Annotated in this window: 14 protein-coding genes; 6 read left to right on the top strand and 8 right to left on the bottom strand. The window is 35.5% G+C overall.

The window, feature by feature from the left end:
• Positions 1-49: 49 nt before the first annotated feature.
• Positions 50-2,446: a prolyl oligopeptidase family serine peptidase gene (locus ACVFVN_RS00120; protein ID WP_456233664.1), complete on the bottom strand. Its 2,397-nt coding sequence runs from the start codon at positions 2,444-2,446 to the stop codon at positions 50-52.
• A 280-nt stretch (positions 2,447-2,726) separates the two neighbouring features.
• On the opposite strand from ACVFVN_RS00120, the gene ACVFVN_RS00125 reads away from it, so the two are divergent.
• The 3 genes from ACVFVN_RS00125 to ACVFVN_RS00135 all read left to right on the top strand — a co-directional run bounded on the left by ACVFVN_RS00125 (position 2,727) and on the right by ACVFVN_RS00135 (position 7,083).
• Positions 2,727-4,865, top strand: coding sequence for a S46 family peptidase (locus tag ACVFVN_RS00125; RefSeq protein WP_456233665.1), 2,139 nt, complete (start codon positions 2,727-2,729; stop codon positions 4,863-4,865).
• Between the two features lie 50 nt (positions 4,866-4,915).
• Entirely contained in the window at positions 4,916-5,932 is a 1,017-nt protein-coding gene (locus ACVFVN_RS00130; protein WP_456233666.1) for a polysaccharide deacetylase family protein, read from the top strand.
• 80 nt (positions 5,933-6,012) lie between these two features.
• A complete protein-coding gene (locus ACVFVN_RS00135; protein ID WP_456233667.1) occupies positions 6,013-7,083 on the top strand; it encodes a GNAT family N-acetyltransferase in 1,071 nt (356 codons plus the stop codon).
• Between the two features lie 2 nt (positions 7,084-7,085).
• On the opposite strand, the gene ACVFVN_RS00140 is transcribed toward ACVFVN_RS00135, so the two are convergent.
• The 3 genes from ACVFVN_RS00140 to ACVFVN_RS00150 form a co-directional block, all read right to left on the bottom strand.
• Positions 7,086-8,528, bottom strand: coding sequence for a hypothetical protein (locus tag ACVFVN_RS00140; RefSeq protein WP_456233668.1), 1,443 nt, complete (start codon positions 8,526-8,528; stop codon positions 7,086-7,088).
• Between the two features lie 119 nt (positions 8,529-8,647).
• Positions 8,648-11,563 (bottom strand): M16 family metallopeptidase, encoded by a 2,916-nt coding sequence (locus ACVFVN_RS00145; RefSeq protein ID WP_456233669.1) that lies wholly within the window; start codon positions 11,561-11,563, stop codon positions 8,648-8,650.
• Between the two features lie 190 nt (positions 11,564-11,753).
• The gene (locus ACVFVN_RS00150; protein ID WP_456233670.1) at positions 11,754-12,059 is read right to left on the bottom strand and encodes a hypothetical protein; all 306 of its coding nucleotides are present in this window, start codon (positions 12,057-12,059) and stop codon (positions 11,754-11,756) included.
• Between the two features lie 132 nt (positions 12,060-12,191).
• On the opposite strand from ACVFVN_RS00150, the gene ACVFVN_RS00155 reads away from it, so the two are divergent.
• From ACVFVN_RS00155 to ACVFVN_RS00165, 3 genes are all read left to right on the top strand, one after another.
• The gene (locus tag ACVFVN_RS00155) at positions 12,192-12,524 is read left to right on the top strand and encodes a PadR family transcriptional regulator (protein ID WP_456233671.1); all 333 of its coding nucleotides are present in this window, start codon (positions 12,192-12,194) and stop codon (positions 12,522-12,524) included.
• 120 nt (positions 12,525-12,644) lie between these two features.
• A complete protein-coding gene (locus ACVFVN_RS00160) occupies positions 12,645-13,133 on the top strand; it encodes a hypothetical protein (protein ID WP_456233672.1) in 489 nt (162 codons plus the stop codon).
• Positions 13,130-14,452 carry a serine hydrolase domain-containing protein gene (locus ACVFVN_RS00165; protein WP_456233673.1) on the top strand — a complete coding sequence of 441 codons (1,323 nt, stop codon included), beginning with the start codon at positions 13,130-13,132 and terminating at the stop codon, positions 14,450-14,452. The genes ACVFVN_RS00160 and ACVFVN_RS00165 overlap by 4 nt, the downstream gene beginning before the upstream one ends.
• A gap of 116 nt (positions 14,453-14,568) precedes the next feature.
• Here ACVFVN_RS00165 and carB read toward each other — a convergent pair whose 3' ends face one another.
• The 4 genes from carB to ACVFVN_RS00185 form a co-directional block, all read right to left on the bottom strand.
• Complete coding sequence (gene carB / locus ACVFVN_RS00170; protein ID WP_456233674.1) at positions 14,569-17,751, bottom strand: carbamoyl-phosphate synthase large subunit; 3,183 nt, start codon at positions 17,749-17,751, stop codon at positions 14,569-14,571.
• A 102-nt stretch (positions 17,752-17,853) separates the two neighbouring features.
• On the bottom strand, positions 17,854-18,216 hold the full coding sequence (locus tag ACVFVN_RS00175; RefSeq protein WP_456233675.1) for a four helix bundle protein: 363 nt from the start codon (positions 18,214-18,216) through the stop codon (positions 17,854-17,856).
• 11 nt (positions 18,217-18,227) lie between these two features.
• On the bottom strand, positions 18,228-19,310 hold the full coding sequence (locus ACVFVN_RS00180) for a carbamoyl phosphate synthase small subunit (protein WP_165132388.1): 1,083 nt from the start codon (positions 19,308-19,310) through the stop codon (positions 18,228-18,230).
• A gap of 89 nt (positions 19,311-19,399) precedes the next feature.
• Positions 19,400-20,290, bottom strand: coding sequence for an aspartate carbamoyltransferase catalytic subunit (locus tag ACVFVN_RS00185; protein ID WP_456233676.1), 891 nt, complete (start codon positions 20,288-20,290; stop codon positions 19,400-19,402).
• Between the last annotated feature and the right edge of the window lie 45 nt (positions 20,291-20,335).

Raw genomic sequence — 20,335 nt, forward strand, 5'->3', positions numbered from 1 at the left:
AACTAAAAAACCATCGAAGTTTCGATGGTTTTTTGTTTATTAAATGTTATTATTTTTTTTGCAAACATTTTTCAAGGAACTGATCTTGTTCCCAAAGTAAATGCATAATATTTTCTTTGGCAACATACCCATGCGATTCTTTTGGTAAAAGAACCATTCTAACAGGTGCTCCTAGATTTTTAAGTGCTTGAAAATAACGCTCCGTTTGTAAGGTGAACGTTCCCGGATTGTTATCCGCTTCACCATGCACCAATAGCATTGGCGTCTTCATTTTATTAGCGTTCATAAAAGGAGACATCTCGTTATAAACATTAGGAACATCCCAATAATTGCGCTGCTCAGTTTGGAACCCGAACGGCGTTAAAGTTCTGTTATAAGCACCACTTCTCGCAATTCCACAAGCAAATAAATCCGAATATGTCAATAGATTAGCCGTCATAAAAGCACCGTAAGAATGTCCTCCCACAGCTACTCTTTTTCTATCGATATAACCTAATTTGTCCACAGCATCGATGGCTGCTTTCCCATCTGCTACCAATTGTGTAACAAAAGTATCGTTCGGTTCTGTTTTACCTTCACCAATAATTGGGAACGACGCATCATCTAGAACTGCATAACCTTTGGTCACCCAATAGATGAACGATCCATAGCTTGGGAATGTAAACTCATTAGGATTTTTGGTGTTTTGACCCGCTGTCGCCTTATCTTTAAACTCTTCAGGGTAAGCCCAAATTAACAATGGCAATTTATCTTTTTTGTTATAACCAAGCGGTAGATAAAGCGTTCCTGTCAAGTCAACACCATCATTTCTCTTATAATGGATCACTTCTTTGTAAACATCTTTGATGCTGGCAAAAGGATTAGCAAATTGCGTAACAGGTGTTAATTTTCCGGATTTAAAATTTTTGATATAATAATTCGGATATTCGTTTTTGGATTGCTCGCGAACCAAAATTTCGTTTTTCTTAATATCCAAAATATCAATTAAATCTTCTTTTTTCCCTTTAACATTCGATGTATAAAGTCTTGTCGTTTTTAAAGTTTTCCAATCAAATGAATCGATAAATGGAAATTGTCCTTCCTTGGTAAAGCCTTCTCCCAAAAGGTAGGATTTGCCAGCTTCAACATCAATCACATCGCGCCCGAATTGATTTCTTTTGGTTTGGAATTCTCCCGGATCTTTGTACATATCCTGAAAATTACGACTCGAAATAAGTTTGGTTTCTCCTGTTGAAGGATTTAAAAATTGTGTTGTTAAATTACGGGTATCGTACCAAGAATCCATAACTGTTGCATGTTGGTCATCGCCCCATTGTATTCCAGCAAAACGTTCTTTTAGTTTTACCAGAGATTTTGGCGCAGAATTAAAGGGTGCATCCCAGGTATAAACTTCATCACGAAAATCCACTTTCTTAGCAGGATCTCCACCATCCAAAGCTTGTACAAAATACAAACTTGCAGGTTTGTCAGCACGCCAAGCCATATTTCGTTTGCCTTCACGGGTCGCGGAAAAACCTTTTGGCATAATCTCCGTTAATGGAATCGTGTTAACTTTTTCAACTTCGTTACCCGATTCATCATACACCACACTTGTCATCGGAAATCTTGACAAAGGCACGATATACGAAAATGGTTTTTGTAATGTTGTGATGTTAATGTATTTACCATCTGGCGAGAAACTTTGCCCGGCATACATGTCCGCTTTTTTGAACAATGTTGCATTTCCATTAAAATCAACTTTATATAATTCTGAAGTTACTAATGTTTCAAAATTCTTTTCGTCTTGTGGGTTTTTAAGAAGATCCTGATAAGTTCTGTTTTGTGACACTTTGCCTTCGGCTGTGGAAACAATCGGTCCGGTTGGCAAGTTTTTTTTGTCATCTAAAAGACTTGGACGATTGTCTAGCAATTGACTGACCAACAATGCTTTTGAATCTCTAAACCAAGAATATGGCGAACCCATATTGGCATTGAGGTTATCAGAAGTTAGCTTCTTCGCGGTGGCTGACGCCAAATCTACAACCCAAAGCTCGACACCTTTTGCCGTCGTATTGGTGAAAGCTAAAGATTTTTCGTCTGGCGACAATTGCAGATAGGCGATTCTCGCATTGACAGGGAGACCTTTAACTTGAGTTTCTGATTTATCTTTAACTTTTTTAATTTTCAAATTGTTGGAATAGGTCATCGTACTAGAGATATTAGTCACAGGGTTTATCCTAAGTCCTCCCAACTTCATTTCGTCCTGATTAAGATCTTCCAAAGTTTTGTAAGTGGATCGGTAACTTAATACCACCAAGGCTCTTTTACTATCCATCATAATAGATGGTGGACGATCATAATCTGCTAATTGCAAAATCTCTGCGGACGGTTTTTGATAAGTGACATTTTCTTGTGCAAAACCAAGACTGGCAGCTACCAACAACAACATGGAAATTCTATTCTTCATAAAACTATTTATTTCCTTCGAAAATACGATTAATTCCTAAGTTGGGAAACTATAGCATATGTTAAATTTGTCCTAGCCCCGATAGAAGCGGCATCCTTTTGTGGGCGCGAGGTGGCGGAGCGTAGCGGCGCCGTCCGAGTAGCCCGCAAAAGATACAGCGGATAGCGGGAATTGCTCCAAAAAAAATCTATTAAAAAAAATAGGGGAAATTCTTACTGAAAATTCAGACAATTCAATTCGGATAAAAATGCGTAAATTGGCTCAATTTTAATGCTAAAAAATGAAAAGAAGATTTCTATTATCAGCAATTCTACTGCCTGCGACTATGGCTTTTGCACAACAGTATGGTGGAATGTGGATCCCTACAGAACTTAATGAAAAGGAAATGAAAGATTTAGGGATGAAAATTTCTGCAAAAGATATTTTTGACCCTAGCAAAGCGAGTATCAAAGATGCTGTGGTACAGTTCGATGGTGGATGTACTGCCGAGATTATCTCTCCACAAGGACTTTTGTTGACCAATCACCATTGTGGTTATGACAATATCCAGTCGCATTCTACAGTTGAAAACGACTTGTTAACCAATGGATTTTGGGCAAAAAATATGGACGGCGAACTTCCTAATCCTGGTGTAACGGTAGATTTTATAGCAGACATCAAAGAAGTAACTTCTCAGATTCTATCTGGTACAGATGGATTAACGGGAGCCGCTTTGGATGCTAAAATCAAACAGAATACGGAAGCTTATATTGCCTCTCAAAAAGTTGAAAACTATCAAAAAGTAAGTGTAAAATCCATGTACTATGGAAATAAATTTTACGCTTATGTTATTGAAACCTATAAAGATGTTCGTCTAGTTGGCGCACCGCCTTCATCTATCGGAAAATTCGGGAGCGATACAGACAACTGGGTTTGGCCAAGACATACAGGCGATTTTTCGATGTTCAGAATCTATGCAGACAAAAATAACAAACCTGCAGAATACTCTAAAGACAACGTGCCTTACAAACCGAAACATTTCTTACCAATTTCTATCAAAGATAAACAAGAGAACGATTTCACTTTTGTATTTGGTTTCCCTGGAAGAACGACAGAATATCTTCCTGCTATAGCTGTTGAAAAAGTAATGAATGAGACCGATCCTGCAATGATTTCTATGCGTGATGTGACCTTGAAAGTTCTTGATGAAAAAATGAGAACCGACAACGCCACAAGAATTAAATACGCTTCTAAATATGCCAGAATCGCAAATGCTTGGAAAAAATGGATTGGTGAAGTAGAAGGTCTTAAAAAGTCAAACGCTGTTGGTAAAAAACAAGAATACGAAAAATCTTTAATCGCCAAAAACCCTGAAATAAAAGCGACTATTGACGGACTCAACAAAGCCTATAACGAACAAGCACCTTATGCCCTGAACCGCGCTTATTATTCCGAATTGCCTAGAAATGCAGAAACTTTGGCGTTAGCAAGTTTATTCTCTAGTTACATGGACGCTGTAGAAAGTGGAAAATCTTCGCCCAAAACTGTAGAAAGTTTCAAAGCAAGATTAGCAGAAATTTATAAAGATTATGAAGGTGATCTTGATGCTAAAGTCACAGCACAAGTATTGGCGTTGTACGCAAACAAATCTCAAGCACAGTTTTTACCTAGCGGTTTAGAAAAGTTTAAAGATCCGAATGCGAATGCCGTAACATTGGAGAATTGGTCGAAAAACTCCATTATCACAGGACGTGGAAGTCTTAACGGTGCAACAACATATAGTGACATCAACAAAGTTTTTGCGGACCAAACCAAACTTATCCAGACCTTAAAAAGTGATCCGCTGATTCAGCTTTGGAATAATATTAAATCATCTTATGTTAGCACAACCCATGCTAAAGTAACCAATCTGCAAACCGATATAGACGCGTTGCAAAAAACTTTCATGGCGCAACAAATGGCAACAGATAAGGACAGAAAATTCTTCCCAGATGCTAATTCGACTTTGCGTGTAACTTACGGAAAAATCAAAGGTTCTACGCCGCGTGATGCCGTTTCTTACGCTTACAAAACCCATCTTGCAGGCATTATGGAAAAATACATTCCTGGAGATTACGAGTTTGATGTTCCTAAAAAATTGATTAGTCTTTACAATTCTAAAGATTATGGCATCTACAAAGATAAATCTGGCGATGTTCCTGTTAACTTCACAGCGACCAACCATACAACGGGCGGTAACTCTGGTTCCCCAGCTTTGGACGCTTACGGAAATCTTATTGGACTTAACTTTGACAGACAATGGGAAGGTACGATGAGTGACATCAACTTCGATCCACGATTCAGCCGAAACATCATGGTAGATACCAAATATATCCTATTTATCGTTGACAAATATGCCGATGCTAAATGGCTTCTCAACGAAATGAAGATTATTAAATAAAATTTTCTTAACATTGTCAAGGCGAAAGCTTTGACAATGTTTTTTTTCTAGTGAGTGCAAAATCTTTATTCTATTCCACGACTTCAACTTTTTTAAAATCTGTTTCGTTAAATTTTTTATCGAAATATCTTCCCTATCGCGATTTGGTGATTGTTTATCACAGCATTAGCGATCAACAATTAAAACACGCAAAACATCTTTTCCCGTACCGAAGTTCGAAAGTTTTTATTAAAGATCTTGACGACTTATCCAAAACTTTTGATTTTATCGATTGGGAAACTTTCCTTCAGAGAAAGCAATCTAAAAACAAAACCGGAAAACCAAAATTACTTTTAACTTTTGATGATGGCTACCGCGATTTTCATGATGTTATCGCACCTATCCTGAAACAAAAAGGCATTTTCGCCATTAACTTTATCAACCCAAAATTCATTGACAATCACGAGATGATGTGGCGCAACAAAGCCAGTCTTATCATTTCGGAGTTGGAAGAAAATAAGGATTTGTTTACAAAAATTCAGGATTTTAAAACTTTAAAATTGAGTTCTGATTTTTTAAATTTAAAAAAAGAAATTCTTTCTATTACATTTCAGAATCAACATCTCCTTGATCACATCGCCGATTTCCTAACTATTGACGTTCAAAATTATTTAAAAGAACATCAAGTCTATTTGACCACACCACAATTAGAATCTTTACAGAAAGATGGATTTGGCATTGCAGCGCACGGTTGGGATCATCCTTTGTACCATCAACTTACGGAAAATCAACAGTTGGAAAACACCCAAAAAGCTCTGGATTTTTTGTCCGAAAAGCAACTCAATAATGATGCATTTGCATTTCCATTTACGGATTTTGGCGTTTCCAATTCTTTTTTTGAAAATCTGTTTAATATCAATCCACAGCTACAATTTACTTTTGGCGCGGCAGGTCTTAAGTTCGACTCTCGATTTAAAAATTTACAACGCATTCCAATGGAAGCAGGAAACTACTCTGCCTCTCAAATTCTAAAAAGTGAGATTTTATACTTTCAGTTTTTAAAATTAGTTAATAAACATCGCATTTAGCGCAAAGATTTTATTTTAAACAAGTTTAAAAACTTCCTTTTGAAAATCAAGTTCGTTATATTTGTTTAAAATTGATAAACGTGGTTAACATTCTTGGATTAAATAAAAGTCAACTGAAAGGATTTACGACATCGGCAGCATTTCAAAATTTTGAATTTGCGCCAATTTCGGAGTTTCGAGAATTGTCCCACATCCACAATCCGCGTGCAAAAGAAGACGATATTTTGTTGTTCTTGGCTTACGAAGAAAACCAGCTAGCAGGCTATCTTGGCTTGTTGCCAGACGATGTTTGCAAAGATGGAGAACAGTTTCATTTTGCATGGCTTTCAACAATTTTGGTAAGCGAAAAATACCGCGGAAAACAAATCGCTCAAAAGTTGTTATATGCTGCCGAAGAAGCTTATAATGGCCGATTGATGATTACAGAATTCACAGAAAGTGCAGCAAGACTTTATCATAAAATTGGACTTTTCGAGAGCTTAACTTCTAAAAGAGCTGTGCGTTATTATTTCAAATCCAATTTGGCGGAGATTTTACCTTCCAAAAAAGCAGTTTTTGAGCGTAATAAAGATTGGTTACTTCGATTTGATAATCTGATAAATCCAGCCATTCCGTATTTTTCAAAATCGTCAAAACTCAATTATACTACCGCTTATCAATGGGATGAAGAATTAACAGCATTCGTTTCCGAACAACAGAAAAATCCGATTTCACGTGCTTCTGCTGAGTTTTCTTGGATGTTAAAATACCCTTGGTTATCGACAGAAAAGTCGCAAGCCAATTATCTTTTTTCGTCTTACGCCAAAAGCTACAAAATGTTTTGGGTAAAACTTTATGATGCTGAAAAATTAGTCGCTTGTTTTCTATGTTCTATTCGAAATGGACATTTGAAAATCTTGTATTATTTCACCGAAAACGCCAAAATCATTGCTGATTTTCTACCAGAAATTTTGAAAAGTTTTAAAGTCAAAATGATGACAATTTATGATGACAAACTCAATCTAGAATTATCAAACAAGAAAAGCCTGAGTGCACTTTACCGTCGCGAATTTGAACGAAACTATTTGATATCCAAAAAATTCCTTTCAGAATTAGGGGAAAATTTCAATTTTCAATTTACCGATGGCGACGGCGATTTCAGTTTTACTTAAGCTTAACAATTGCATTTTTGTCGGCGGTGTCTTTTAAACACATTGTCCCAAAATGGATACAATTTTAATCCAATAAAAAAGTTGGCGGAATGCAATTGTTTGTGTTTAAAAAACATAGGGAACAAATTGTCGCTTCCCAAAATAAGAGGACCTAGGCGCAAGTAAGCACCAAATTGTAAATTTCTATACTCGTACAAAGAAGTAGAAAATCCGTAACCGATGGCATTTTTTTGTACAGAATATGAAGCTGTAATCGCATTAATTCTTTGCAGAGTATTTTCAAAAATTGGGGTTCGTTGTATCCAATTCAGACTTACATATTTATTTTTACTAATATTTTTGCTCATTGAGAAATGTAGCGATGTCGGAAGTCCTATTCTAAAACCTGTGGATACTTTCGAAGTGTTGGGATTGCCATAAACTTCTTGGCTTAAAGTTCGTAGGAATTCTTCGGGATCGTCAAATTTTTTATTTTCGAAGGCGGGATTTTGTTCTAAATCAATAATTTCATTTCCAATAAATCTGTGATTTGCGCCATCAAAATTGACATATCCGACATCTAAAAGATTAAGACTCATAATAAAATCATAAGCTTCCTCATCATCATTTTGATTAATAAACGACAGCCCAAAGTCGATCCCGAAACCTTTTCCTTGTTGTTTGAAATTGTATTTTTTCTGTTGGAAATTATAGTTGGTTGCGTAACTTGCCTGAATGTTGTATTCTTCTGCAGAAACTTTTGATTTGCCATCAACATCGACCTCATTAATCAATTTAAGATCATCCAAATTTTGCAGATTATAAGCATCAAAACCTGCTTCATATTTCAAATTGAAACCAATATGCCATTTGTAGTCTGACTGTTCAAAAATTTGAGTAGAAACATTGAGTCCCACTTCGCCCCAATTCATAAAACTGGTATTAATAGGTTTTAAAAAATATTCGGCTGGACGATCTATATTTTGATTTTGAAATCTTAGATAATTATCAAAATCGATCACTGAAACCTGAGTTCTTAATCTTGTAAAAAGTCCAATATTAAAAGCTTTTTCGTTAATTCTTGTTTTGATAGAAAATGAAGGTCCCATAACTTCTGAACTTACAAAAGCAGCCGAAAAATTTTTATTGTAAAAATCCAAAACATTGGCTTGTGAAGTTCCCAAAATTCCTATTTTGGGATTTGCAGTTTCTATGGTTGCATTGGGTAAACCGAGTAATCTTTGTTGAGAAATATAAGCATGATCATTAAAAACACTGATATCTTCTGAAAAGAGCTGAATATCCCAAGGATTAGGATTGAGAAAAGTATGCGATGGCGAAGATGCTACTGAACTTATCCCACTGAAAAGATCATTAGACAATACGATATTCTGCTGTCCTTTGTAGCCAGCAAAACAAAGGATATTCGCAATAACGATTATCTTGATGAGATTCTTCGCATTCACCAATACACATTTACACTTTTTTACTAAACGAATTTAATAACACTTTAAGTATAAAATTATAAAAAAAATAAAAAAGTGAAGCCTAAACCTCACTTTTTATAATAATATTAACAGTTAAATTAATAACCAAAAATCTCTTCTAAACTAACTTCTTTGAAATCGCCCATTTTATTAATCGCGTCCATATTCAGGTTTTCTTTTTTCCCAATAATGGCAGTATTGTATTTCAATGTTTTTATTTCTTGATTATAGAAATTGGTCAAACTTGGTAAAGTTAAAGACTCAATTTCCGCATAAGTATCTTTTCTGATATCGTAGTTGATGCCCAACTTCGCCAATGCTAACTGATTGAAATAAATATTGGTTCTGTTAATTCTGTTAGATGCAATTTGTTTAAGCGCAGAACCTTTAGCGTTTTCGAATTGTGCTGGAATTTGTGGAAAATCCGCCATCAACTCGTTCATCGCGCTAACTGCTTGTGGCAATTTGTTGGCTTGTGTACCGATGTAAGTTGTCACATAATTCGGGTGGTTTAGCAAATTACTTGCAGAATAAGATACATAAGCAGAATAAGCCAAAGACTTGCTCTCACGAATTTCTTGGAAAACAATCGATGACAATCCACGTCCGAAATATTCGTTAAACACATTAATTTTTCCGAAATCTTTTGTGTTAACTTCAGAGGCTTTCCCAATTCTTGACATTTCTGTTTGTACCATGTCATAATTGGTAAAGAAAACTTTTCCGTCCGTTGCTGGCTCTGGATAAACTTTTGCTTTTGGCGCCACTAAACTGGCATTTTGAATAAAAGGCTTAAGATTATTTTGCAAAGCTTTTTCATCTTTTCCATATAAGAAAACCTCGTAAGGGTATTTGTTAAGATCTTTAATTTTTGTCATAAGATCGTCAACTTTGATGCTTTCCAATCTTTGTTTAGAAATAACATCTGAGAAGCGGCTTTCTTTTCCGTATTTCGCATAGTTACTCAAAGCGCCCATAATTCTGGTTTTGTCTTTTTTAGCAACTTCACGCGATTCCAAAATTGTTTTTACCGTTTGGTTATAAATAGTTTGGTCCGCTTTAACATCAGACATCCAATGGTTAAGAAGTTCTACACCTTTTTTCATGTTGCTTTCCAGACCTGTTAAAGTCACAATAATCTGGTCATTACCCGTTCTGAAACTGTTGGCAATTCCCAATTTATAAAACTCACCTTTTAGTTGTTCCGGCGTGTATTTTGATGTTCCTAAATACTGTAAAACTTGTACCGCTAAAGACATTTCTTTGTCATTATCTGATCCCATTGGGAACACATAACTCACTTGTGCCACTTCGTTGTATTTATTATTAACGAAGCTGATTTTTTTATCTTTGATTTTACTTGTTTTAATCGCCGTTTGATAATCGATAAACTGAGGTTTGATATCGCCAACTTTGGTATTCAAAATATCTTTTAAGAATGGCGACTGTACATCACGGTTCAATTTAATCGGTGTAATGCCTGGATTTTCGACACGAACCAATTTGTCATTCACGCCTTTTTCTTTATAAACAACCACATAATTATCTTTGAAGAAATCGTTCGCGAATTTTACAATATCGGCTTTTGTAATGTTTTCGTATTCATTAATATCATTCAGTTCGTCTTCCCAATTCACATTTTTGATATAGACATTATAAAGTGTTGTTGCTAGACCGTCAGCAGTTTCCCAACCTTTAAGACGCTGGACTTTCATATCATTGATGATTGCTGGCAACATCCAATCTGGGAACTCTCCTTTTTTAATTAAATCGATTTGGCTTAATAAAAGTGTTTTAGCATCTTCCATCGACTGTCCATCTTTGGGAACAATTGCCATGGTCATATTCCCGTAATATTTGAAGGGCGACGCATAAGCGTACGCACCCAAGGCTTTTTGTTGCTGATTGATATTAAGATCGATAAGTCCCGCATCTCCATTATTTGATAAAATATTAGCAACTAAATCTGCCAATCGTGCTTCTTTAGTTCCATAAGAATCTGTTCTCCAAGCCATTGTCAGTCGAGGTGCAGATGGACTTTTCACGGTTCTTGAAACTACCGAAGTCATTGGTTCTTCTGTTGGCAGTTGTTTCTTAGGAAGTTCTTTGTATTTAAAGCTTCCAAAATATTGGTCAACCAACTTGATGGTTTTGTCAAAATCGATATCACCAACCAAAACGACTGCCATATTATTGGGCACATAATACGTATCAAAATACTTGTGAATTGCCAACATTGACGGGTTTTTCAAATGTTCTGAAGTCCCAATAGTGGTCTGTTGTCCATTAGGATGTTTTGGAAATAATGCGTCCATCAGCTCATAATTCACCAATCTTCCATCGTTATCCTGCGCACGATTGAATTCCTCATAAACGGCCTCCAATTCGGTATGGAATAATCTTAAAACCAATTCAGAAAAACGTTCTTTTTCTACACGCAACCATTTTTCCAACTCGTTGGACGGAATATTATTTTTGTAAACCGTCTCATCTAGCCAAGTGTGAGCATTGGTCCCTGTTGCTCCCAAAGAAGAAATCGCTTTGTCATATTCGTTAGCGATGGTATATTTTGAAGCTTCCAAAGACACTTCATCGATTTTTTTATAAAGTGCTTTCTTTTTTTCTGGATCTTTCTCGGCTTTATGCTGTTCATAAAGGTCAGAAATCTGTTGTAACAAAGTTTTCTCCTTTGCCCAATCTTGTGTACCCAGCTTTGAAGTCCCTTTGAAAACCATGTGCTCCAAATAGTGCGCTAGTCCAGTATTATCGGCAGGATCTTGGTTGGATCCCGTTCTTACAGGAATGTAGGTTTGGATACGCGGCGCATCATCGTTTTTGGCAAGATAGACTTTTAGGCCATTTTTAAGAGTATAGATTCTAACACCATTGGCGTCATTTTTAACGCTGTCATATTGATATCCACTAGGATCGGTCAGGTGTTGAAGTTCGTATTTTTGTGCATTAGCTGCTGTCATCATTAGTAAAATTGAAACTGAGGTAATTAATTTCTTCATATTTTTATTTAGTCTTGTAAAGTTAAGGATTTTTTAGGCCGTATAGTCTTTGCTTTGCTAAATAAAAGCAAAGTCGATAAGTTTTGATATTTCTTCTAAAATTAAATTTTAATTACTAAAGAACACAGAAATACTCATAATTTTAAATATAATGTTATCTATCCTGAAAATAATCCGCCTAACTGAGTTATTATTTTAAGGTGTTAATCTTAATCATTCCTTTGTTTTCGTGGTACATCATACAAGTTATAAGACCGTCTTTTTCAGGACAATCGTTTGTTATTTCATAAGTGAAACTAACTTTATCTCCCTCGTTTTTTGATTTTAAAAGATGGTCATTACAAACTAAAAAATCACCTTTCTCGGCAATTCTCACATAGGTTCCTGTACAATCTCTAACAATAGTTCCTATTTCAGAAGATTTGTTATTCATACTGGTACAAGATAACAATGCACTTGTAAAAACGCCTATTATAAATAAATTCTTGATTGTCATAATAAATTATTTTTGATAAAATTACAAAACAATTTTAGATATAATGAGTATTAAAAGCTTTGTAATAGAAAAAATTAAAACTTAACACACAATACATAGCATAACAATGTAATTTGTTTTATATTTGTTGATATGAATGAAGAATTTATTAACAAATGGATTTCGCAGCTTAAAAAAGGAACCTTGTCATTTCTAGTACTTTCGATTTTGAGAGATGATACACAGCACTATGGCTACGACCTGATTCACGAAATTAAAAAACAAACTGAAATCGATATTGCCGAAGGAACGCTCTATCCTTTACTAAATAGATTAAAAACAGAAAATCTAGTCACAGCAAGCTGGATAGAACAAGAATCCGGAATACCTAGAAAATACTATACGATTACAGAACTTGGGAAAAATACTATCCTAGAAATGAAGTCTTACTGGGCTCAACTTAACAATACTATTGAAAAAATTTAACATGAAATTTAATGAAATTAAATTCGCTGATAACAATGCTGCGAGAATTTACAAAGACTATATTTCAAGAATTCAGAATGCTACAAAATACTGAACGCAAAAAATCAGCAAGAAATTTTAATGGAAATCAACAGTCCTATTTTTGAAAGTTTACAGAATAATGAAACATCACATAATGAGGTAGAAAAACTCTTAACGATTTTAGAAAAAATAGGTCAGCCAGAGTTTTTTTTGAAAGATCTAGTTGCCGAAAAAAAACTTGAAGAATCCACAAAATCATTTAATCCAATAGGTATTTTCAAAGCCTTGATTCTTAATCTAGGCAATGGTTTTTCGTATGTTTTATTCTTCATACTATACTTATTATTATTTGGTTTTATATTCCTGATTTTCGCAAAAATCATCGATCCCCAAAATGTTGGATGCTTTTATCGACCAAATGACATTTTTGTATTAGGAAAGATAAATTCTTCAACAATAGATTATACCCAATACGAACAAGTTGGCAATTGGTTTATCCCATTAATGATTGGGTTGACAATTATTTCGTTCGTTATCATCACTCTTTTATTAAGATTAAAAAAAACAATAAACATCCGACTAAAATGATAAATAAAACACTCATCACCTTTGTATCAATTGTAGTTTCTACAACTGCATTTTCACAAAGTTTTAATTCAGAAAAACTGAATCAATATTTTAATAATTTAGAAGCCAACGAAAAATTTATGGGAAGCGTGGCCGTCTCCAAAAATGGTAAACTATTGTACACCAAAAGTATAGGTTTTGCAGATGTTTCTAGTAAACTTAAAGCCAACGAAAATACCAAATACAGAATCGGTTCTATTTCTAAAACTTTTACAGCCGTTTTAGTTCTAAAAGCGGTAGAACAAAATAAATTAAAACTAACAGATAAGCTAGATAAGTATTTTCCAAACATCAAAAATGCTGGTAAAATTACAATTGAAAACCTACTGAATCACCGAAGCGGAATCCACAACTTTACAGATGATAGCAACTACACAAACTGGAACACCCAAAAAAAATCAGAAAAAGACATGTTGGAAATTATCACAGAAGGAGGCAGCGATTTTGAGCCTGATTCTAAAACTTCGTACAGCAATTCTAATTACGTTCTATTGACCTATATTCTCGAAAAAGCTTTTAACAAAAGTTACGCCGTACTTTTGAAGAAATACATCACAACACCATTACAACTTAAAAACACCTATTTAGGCAGCAAAATAAATACAAAAAATAACGAAGCAAATTCTTATAAATCCGAAAACAACCAATGGTTTTTAGAACCCGAAACAGATATTTCAATTCCATTGGGCGCGGGTGGAATTGTTTCTACACCAACAGATTTAGTGCAATTTAGCAACGCTTTGTTTGGTGGAAAATTGGTTTCCAAGACGGATTTGGAATTTATGAAAACTATTAAAGACGGTTTAGGATCTGGACTTTTTCAATTCCCTTTTTATGAGATCAAAGCTTATGGACACAATGGCGGAATAGATGGTTTTAGTAGCAGTTTTACACATTTTGATAAAGACAATGTCTCTTTTGCTTTAACTTCTAATGCCACAAATTATAACAATAATAATGTTGCCCTTGCGGTTTTAAGTGCCGTTTTTGAAAAGGATTATGAGATTCCGAATTTTAAAACTTACGTTGTAAAGCCTGAAGAACTTGCACAATACGTCGGAAATTATTCTTCATCGGAACTACCTATAAAGCTGAGCATTACATCACAAGGAAATATATTAACTGCTCAAGCAACAGGACAAAGTGCGTTCCCATTAGAAGCTTCTGACAAAGATATTTTTAAATTTGAAAAAGCAGGAATTGTTATAGAATTCGCGCCTTCAGAAAAGAAAATGATGTTGAAACAAGGCGGGAAAGAATTTATTTTTACTAAAGATTAAATTTTCTTTAGCAACTATAACATAAAAAACTCGTAAAATTTACGAGTTTTTTAATATTTCCCCTCCTTTGGAGGGGTGGCAAAAATTTTTCCAAATTTTTGACAGGGTGGTTTGTATTACATTTTCTCCATTTGGAAAGTCATGCTTTCAATTACTTTTAAAATCGCTTCTACAGTATCCATAGATGTTAAACAAGGAACACCATTTTCTACAGACATTCTACGGATTTGGAAACCGTCTCTTTCGGCTTGTTTCCCTTTAGTCATGGTATTTACAACATATTGAACTTTACCTTTTTGAATCAAATCAATTAGGTTAACGTTTTCTTCACCAATTTTGTAACCAATTTTTGCCGGAACGCCGTGTTCTGCGAAGAATTTTGCCGTTCCTTCCGTTGCCCAAATCCTGAAACCAACTTGGTTGAAACGTCTTGCCAATTCCACCGCTTCTTGCTTATCATTATCCGCAACCGTGAATAGGATAGATCCGAAGGTTGGAACTTTTCTTCCTGCTCCCACCAAACCTTTGTACAAAGCTTTTTCCAGCGTTGTATCTTTCCCCATTACTTCACCTGTGGACTTCATTTCAGGGCCTAAAGAAATATCCACTTTAGACAATTTACTGAAAGAGAAAACAGGAACTTTCACATAAACACCTTCTTTATTCGGGACTAAACCATTTTTGTAACCTAAATCCGTCAATTTTGCTCCTAAAACCGCTTTGGTAGCCAGTTTTGCCATTGGAACATCAGTGATTTTAGACAAGAAAGGAACCGTTCTCGATGAACGTGGATTCACTTCGATAACATACACATTTCCTTCAGAAATTACATACTGAATGTTCATTAAACCAATAATGTTCAATCCTTTTGCTAATCTTTGCGTATAATCAACTAAGGTATCAATTTGCGTTTGCGTTAAATTCTGTGGAGGATACACCGCGATAGAGTCTCCAGAGTGAACTCCCGCTCTTTCGATATGCTCCATAATTCCTGGAATAATCACCGTTTCACCATCACAAATGGCATCAACTTCCACTTCTTTTCCTGTTAAATAACGGTCGATCAAAACAGGTTGATCTGGACTTGCTTCCACCGCATTTTCCATATAATGCGCCAATTCTATTTCGTTGTAAACGATTTCCATGGCACGACCTCCCAAAACGTAACTCGGACGAACCAAAACTGGATAACCAATTTCATTAGCAATAACAATCGCTTCTTCTTTTGATGTGGATGTTTTTCCAAGCGGTTGAGGAATTCCTAAATCTTGAAGTGCTTTTTCAAATTTATCTCTGTTTTCAGCTCTATCAAGGTCTTCAAGGGAAGTTCCTAATATTTTTACACCATGAGCAGCCAATTTATCAGCTAAATTAATCGCTGTTTGTCCACCAAACTGCACCACAACACCTTTTGGCTTTTCGAGTTCGATGATGTTCATGACATCTTCCTCTGTTAAAGGCTCGAAGTATAATTTATCCGAAATCGAGAAATCCGTAGAAACCGTTTCTGGATTGGAGTTGATGATGATCGCCTCGTAACCCATTTCTTGAATCGCCCAAACCGAGTGAACCGTCGCATAATCGAATTCCACACCTTGTCCAATTCTAATTGGTCCAGAACCTAAAACGATTATTTTTTCTTTATCAGTAACGATGCTTTCGTTCTCTTCTTCGTAAGTTCCGTAGAAATAAGGCGTTTCCGACTCAAATTCTGCAGCGCAAGTGTCCACCATTTTATAAACTGGCATCACACCATTTTCTTTTCTGAAAGCGAAAACTTCTTTATTCGTAATTCCCCAAAGATATCCGATGTTGACATCTGAGAAACCAAGTTTTTTAGCTTCAATTAAGATGTCTTTGTTAAATTTATTTTCTTTAATTGTGGTTTCAAAATCAATCAGTTTTTTGATTTTCCAAATGAAGAATTTATCAATTTTACTCCATTCTACAATTTGCTCCCAATCGTAACCTCTTCTTAAAGCATCACCAATGATGAACAATCTTTCGTCATCGCAAACCTTTATTCTTCTTTCAATTTCTTCGTCTGTAAGCGCATCTGCTTGTTTTTTCTTCAACCCTAAATGACGAATTCCAGTTTCTAAAGAACGGATGGCTTTTTGTAAAGATTCCTCAAAATTTCTACCGATCGCCATTACTTCTCCCGTTGCTTTCATCTGTGTTGAAAGTCTTCTGTCCGCCGTTTCAAACTTATCGAATGGGAATCTTGGGAATTTTGTTACCACATAATCCAAAGCTGGCTCAAAACAAGCGTAAGTTTTACCCGTAACAGGGTTCATAATTTCATCTAAAGTTAATCCTACAGCGATTTTTGCAGCAATCTTAGCAATTGGATAACCTGTTGCTTTTGATGCTAAAGCCGATGAACGAGAAACTCTCGGATTCACCTCGATGATATAATAATTGAATGAATGCGGATCTAAAGCCAACTGAACGTTGCAACCACCTTCAATTCCTAAAGCTCTGATGATTTTTAGGGAAGCATTTCTCAACAACTGATATTCTCTATCCGAAAGTGTTTGCGAAGGCGCCACAACAATGGAATCTCCCGTGTGAACTCCCACTGGATCGATGTTTTCCATATTACAAACCACAATCGCATTGTCGTTGGAATCACGCATTACTTCGTACTCGATTTCTTTGTAACCTGCGATGGATTTTTCAATCAAACACTGTGTTACTGGAGAATATTTAAGTCCCAATTCAGAAATTTCACGAAGTTCGGTTTCATTGGAAGCAATTCCACCTCCTGTTCCACCCATCGTAAACGCTGGACGAACAATCACCGGATAACCAATTTTATTGGCGAAAGCAATTGATTCTTCCACGGTGTGAACGATATCGGAATCTGGAACGGGTTCGTTTAATTCGCGCATCAATTCACGGAACAAATCTCTGTCTTCCGCTTGGTTGATAGCAGAAAGCTTCGTTCCCAAAACTTCAACTTTGCATTCCTCCAAAATTCCAGAATTTTCTAAAGCTACTGCCATGTTAAGACCTGTTTGTCCACCCAAAGTTGGTAACAAAGCGTCTGGACGCTCTTTTCTGATAATTCTTGATACAAATTCCAAAGAAATCGGCTCGATATATACTTTATCGGCAATTTCCACATCCGTCATAATCGTTGCCGGATTGGAATTGATCAAAATTACTTTATAGCCTTCTTCCTTCAATGAAAGACAAGCTTGTGTTCCCGAATAATCGAATTCTGCCGCCTGACCAATGATGATAGGTCCCGAACCGATTACTAAAATTGTTTTTATATCTGTACGTTTTGCCATGTTCTTTTATTAATGTAACAATTTATCAATCTAACAGTGTAACAATCTAAATACCAGTGTAACAATGTACTAATCTAACACTGTAACTGTGTAACAATGTTATTATTCACCGTTTTCTTTTGATAAACTTGTGCTTAAAATTTTATAAATAATTTTTCCTATTTCTATAATCTGTGTTTCCAATTCCTCATTAAAAGGATAGGTTTTAGAATGCTTACACAGATATAACCAATATTTGGTTTCTTCAAGCTCTTTTGCTGCAATTTTCATTTTATTGATAAAATCCTTTTTGCTATAGGGGTTTTGTGCCTCAAAAGAATTTGCACCAATGGTTGTTCCAGAACGTAATAATTGTTTTGCAATGACAAATTTTTTGGACGATTCAAGAAGTTCGCAATATTCAATAATATCTAAAGAAAATTGAACTGTTTTTTGAATTAATGGATTGTTCTCAAAATTAATCATTACGCAAATTGTTACATTGTTACATTCTTAAATTGGTACATTAGATCAATAAACTCATCAAACAAATAGTTGGCGTCTTCTGGACCTGGACTTGCTTCTGGGTGATATTGTACCGAGAATACGGGGTGAATTTTGTGTTTTACGCCTTCATTGGTTCTGTCGTTCAAAGCGATGTGCGTTTCCACTAAATCTGTATTTTTCAAACTCTCTTGATCTACAGCGTAGCCGTGATTTTGAGAAGTTATCGCTACTTTATTTTTGGTTAAATCCAAAACGGGGTGATTTCCACCTCGGTGTCCGAATTTTAATTTGAATGTTTTTGCACCACAAGCCAAAGCGATTAACTGATGACCTAAACAAATCCCGAAAATGGGAACTTTCCCGATTAACTGACGAATCGTTTCATGGATATGTGGAACATCTTGTGGATCTCCAGGGCCGTTGGAAAGCATAATTCCATCGGGATTCATCATTAGAATTTCCTCTGCTGGCGTATCTTGAGAAACCACGATGATGTCGCAATCTCTTTGAGAAAGCTCACGAATAATTCCCAATTTGGAACCAAAATCCATTAAAACTACTTTAAAACCTCTTCCTGGAGCTGCATAAGGCGTTTTTGTGGAAACAGTCTTTACATGATCAACCGGAAAATCTTTTCCTTTTAAATCATTAATAACAGTTGTTTCATCAGCGTCGGCATTAACAATTTTACCTTTAACAACACCTTGATTACGAAGAATTCTTGTTAGTTTTCTGGTATCAATTCCAGAAATACCGCTTAGCTTTTTATGTTTAAAGAACTCGTCCAAATCCATTTGTGTCCTGAAATTAGAAGGCAAATCACACACTTCTTTTACGATAAGACCTTTAATGGCTGGTTCAATACTTTCGTAGTCATCACGATTAATTCCGTAATTCCCAATCAAAGGATAAGTCATACACACGATTTGTCCGCAATAGGAAGGATCGGAGATCAGTTCCTGATAGCCCGTCATTCCTGTGTTGAAAACCACTTCCCCTTCCGTGTCCAGATTGGCTCCGAAACCTTTTCCGTGAAAAACTTCTCCTGTTTCTAATATTAATTTCTTTTTCATTTTCTTTATTATTAGAGTCAAGAATCGAGATTCAAGAAGCAATATTTTCTATTGAAATCTTGCTTCTTGAATTTTGTTTCTTGTATCTTTTATTCAAATTCAAATCCTTTTTGTTCCAATGCATTTTTTAGGATGGCCATTCTAGCGTAAACACTGTTTTCCATTTGTTTAAAAATACGAGAACGCTCACATTCCACCAAATCGGTATCTATCTCCACCCCTCTGTTGATAGGAGCAGGATGCATAATGATGGCAGTGGGTTTCATATTTTTTTCGCGCTCTTTGGTTAAGCCGTATTTTTTATGGTATTCTTCTGCAGAAAAACTCATTTTTGCATCATGTCTTTCATGCTGAATTCTTAGCAACATTAAAACATCAACTTCCTTTATCAATTCATCCAGTTGAAGATAAGTTCCATTAATCAAAGCACCTTCATCAAACCAATTTTCAGGACCAGAGAAATAAACTTTTGCGCCCAATTTTCTCAATGCTTCAGCATTAGAATTAGCTACGCGGCTGTGTTTAACATCGCCAACGATGCCTATTTTCAAATCATCAAATTTTCCAAACTCTTGGTAAATTGTTACCAAATCTAGCATACATTGCGAAGGATGATTTCCTCTACCATCGCCTGCATTAATAATCGGAATGTTAATCGTTTGCAATACATCATAGAAACGATCTTTGTTGTGACGAATGACGACCAAATCAACACCGAGGCTTTCAAGTGTTTTCACAGTATCATAAAGACTTTCGCCTTTGTTGACAGAACTGTGTGACGCATCAAACGGAACAACCTTCAGTCCCAATTTTCGTTCAGCAATATCGAAACTGGTTTTTGTTCTTGTACTATCTTCAAAAAACAAATTGGACACAAAAATATCTTCTTTGGCTTTGAAGCTTTTTCCATTGGCGATTATCAAGGCTTCATGGACAATCTTGCTAATCTTTTCTTGAGTAAGTTGGGTAATATTAAACATCTGCATTTTAAGTTTTTAGCACAAAAAAAGCGAGGACAACAATCC

The organism is Soonwooa purpurea (assembly GCF_053891095.1).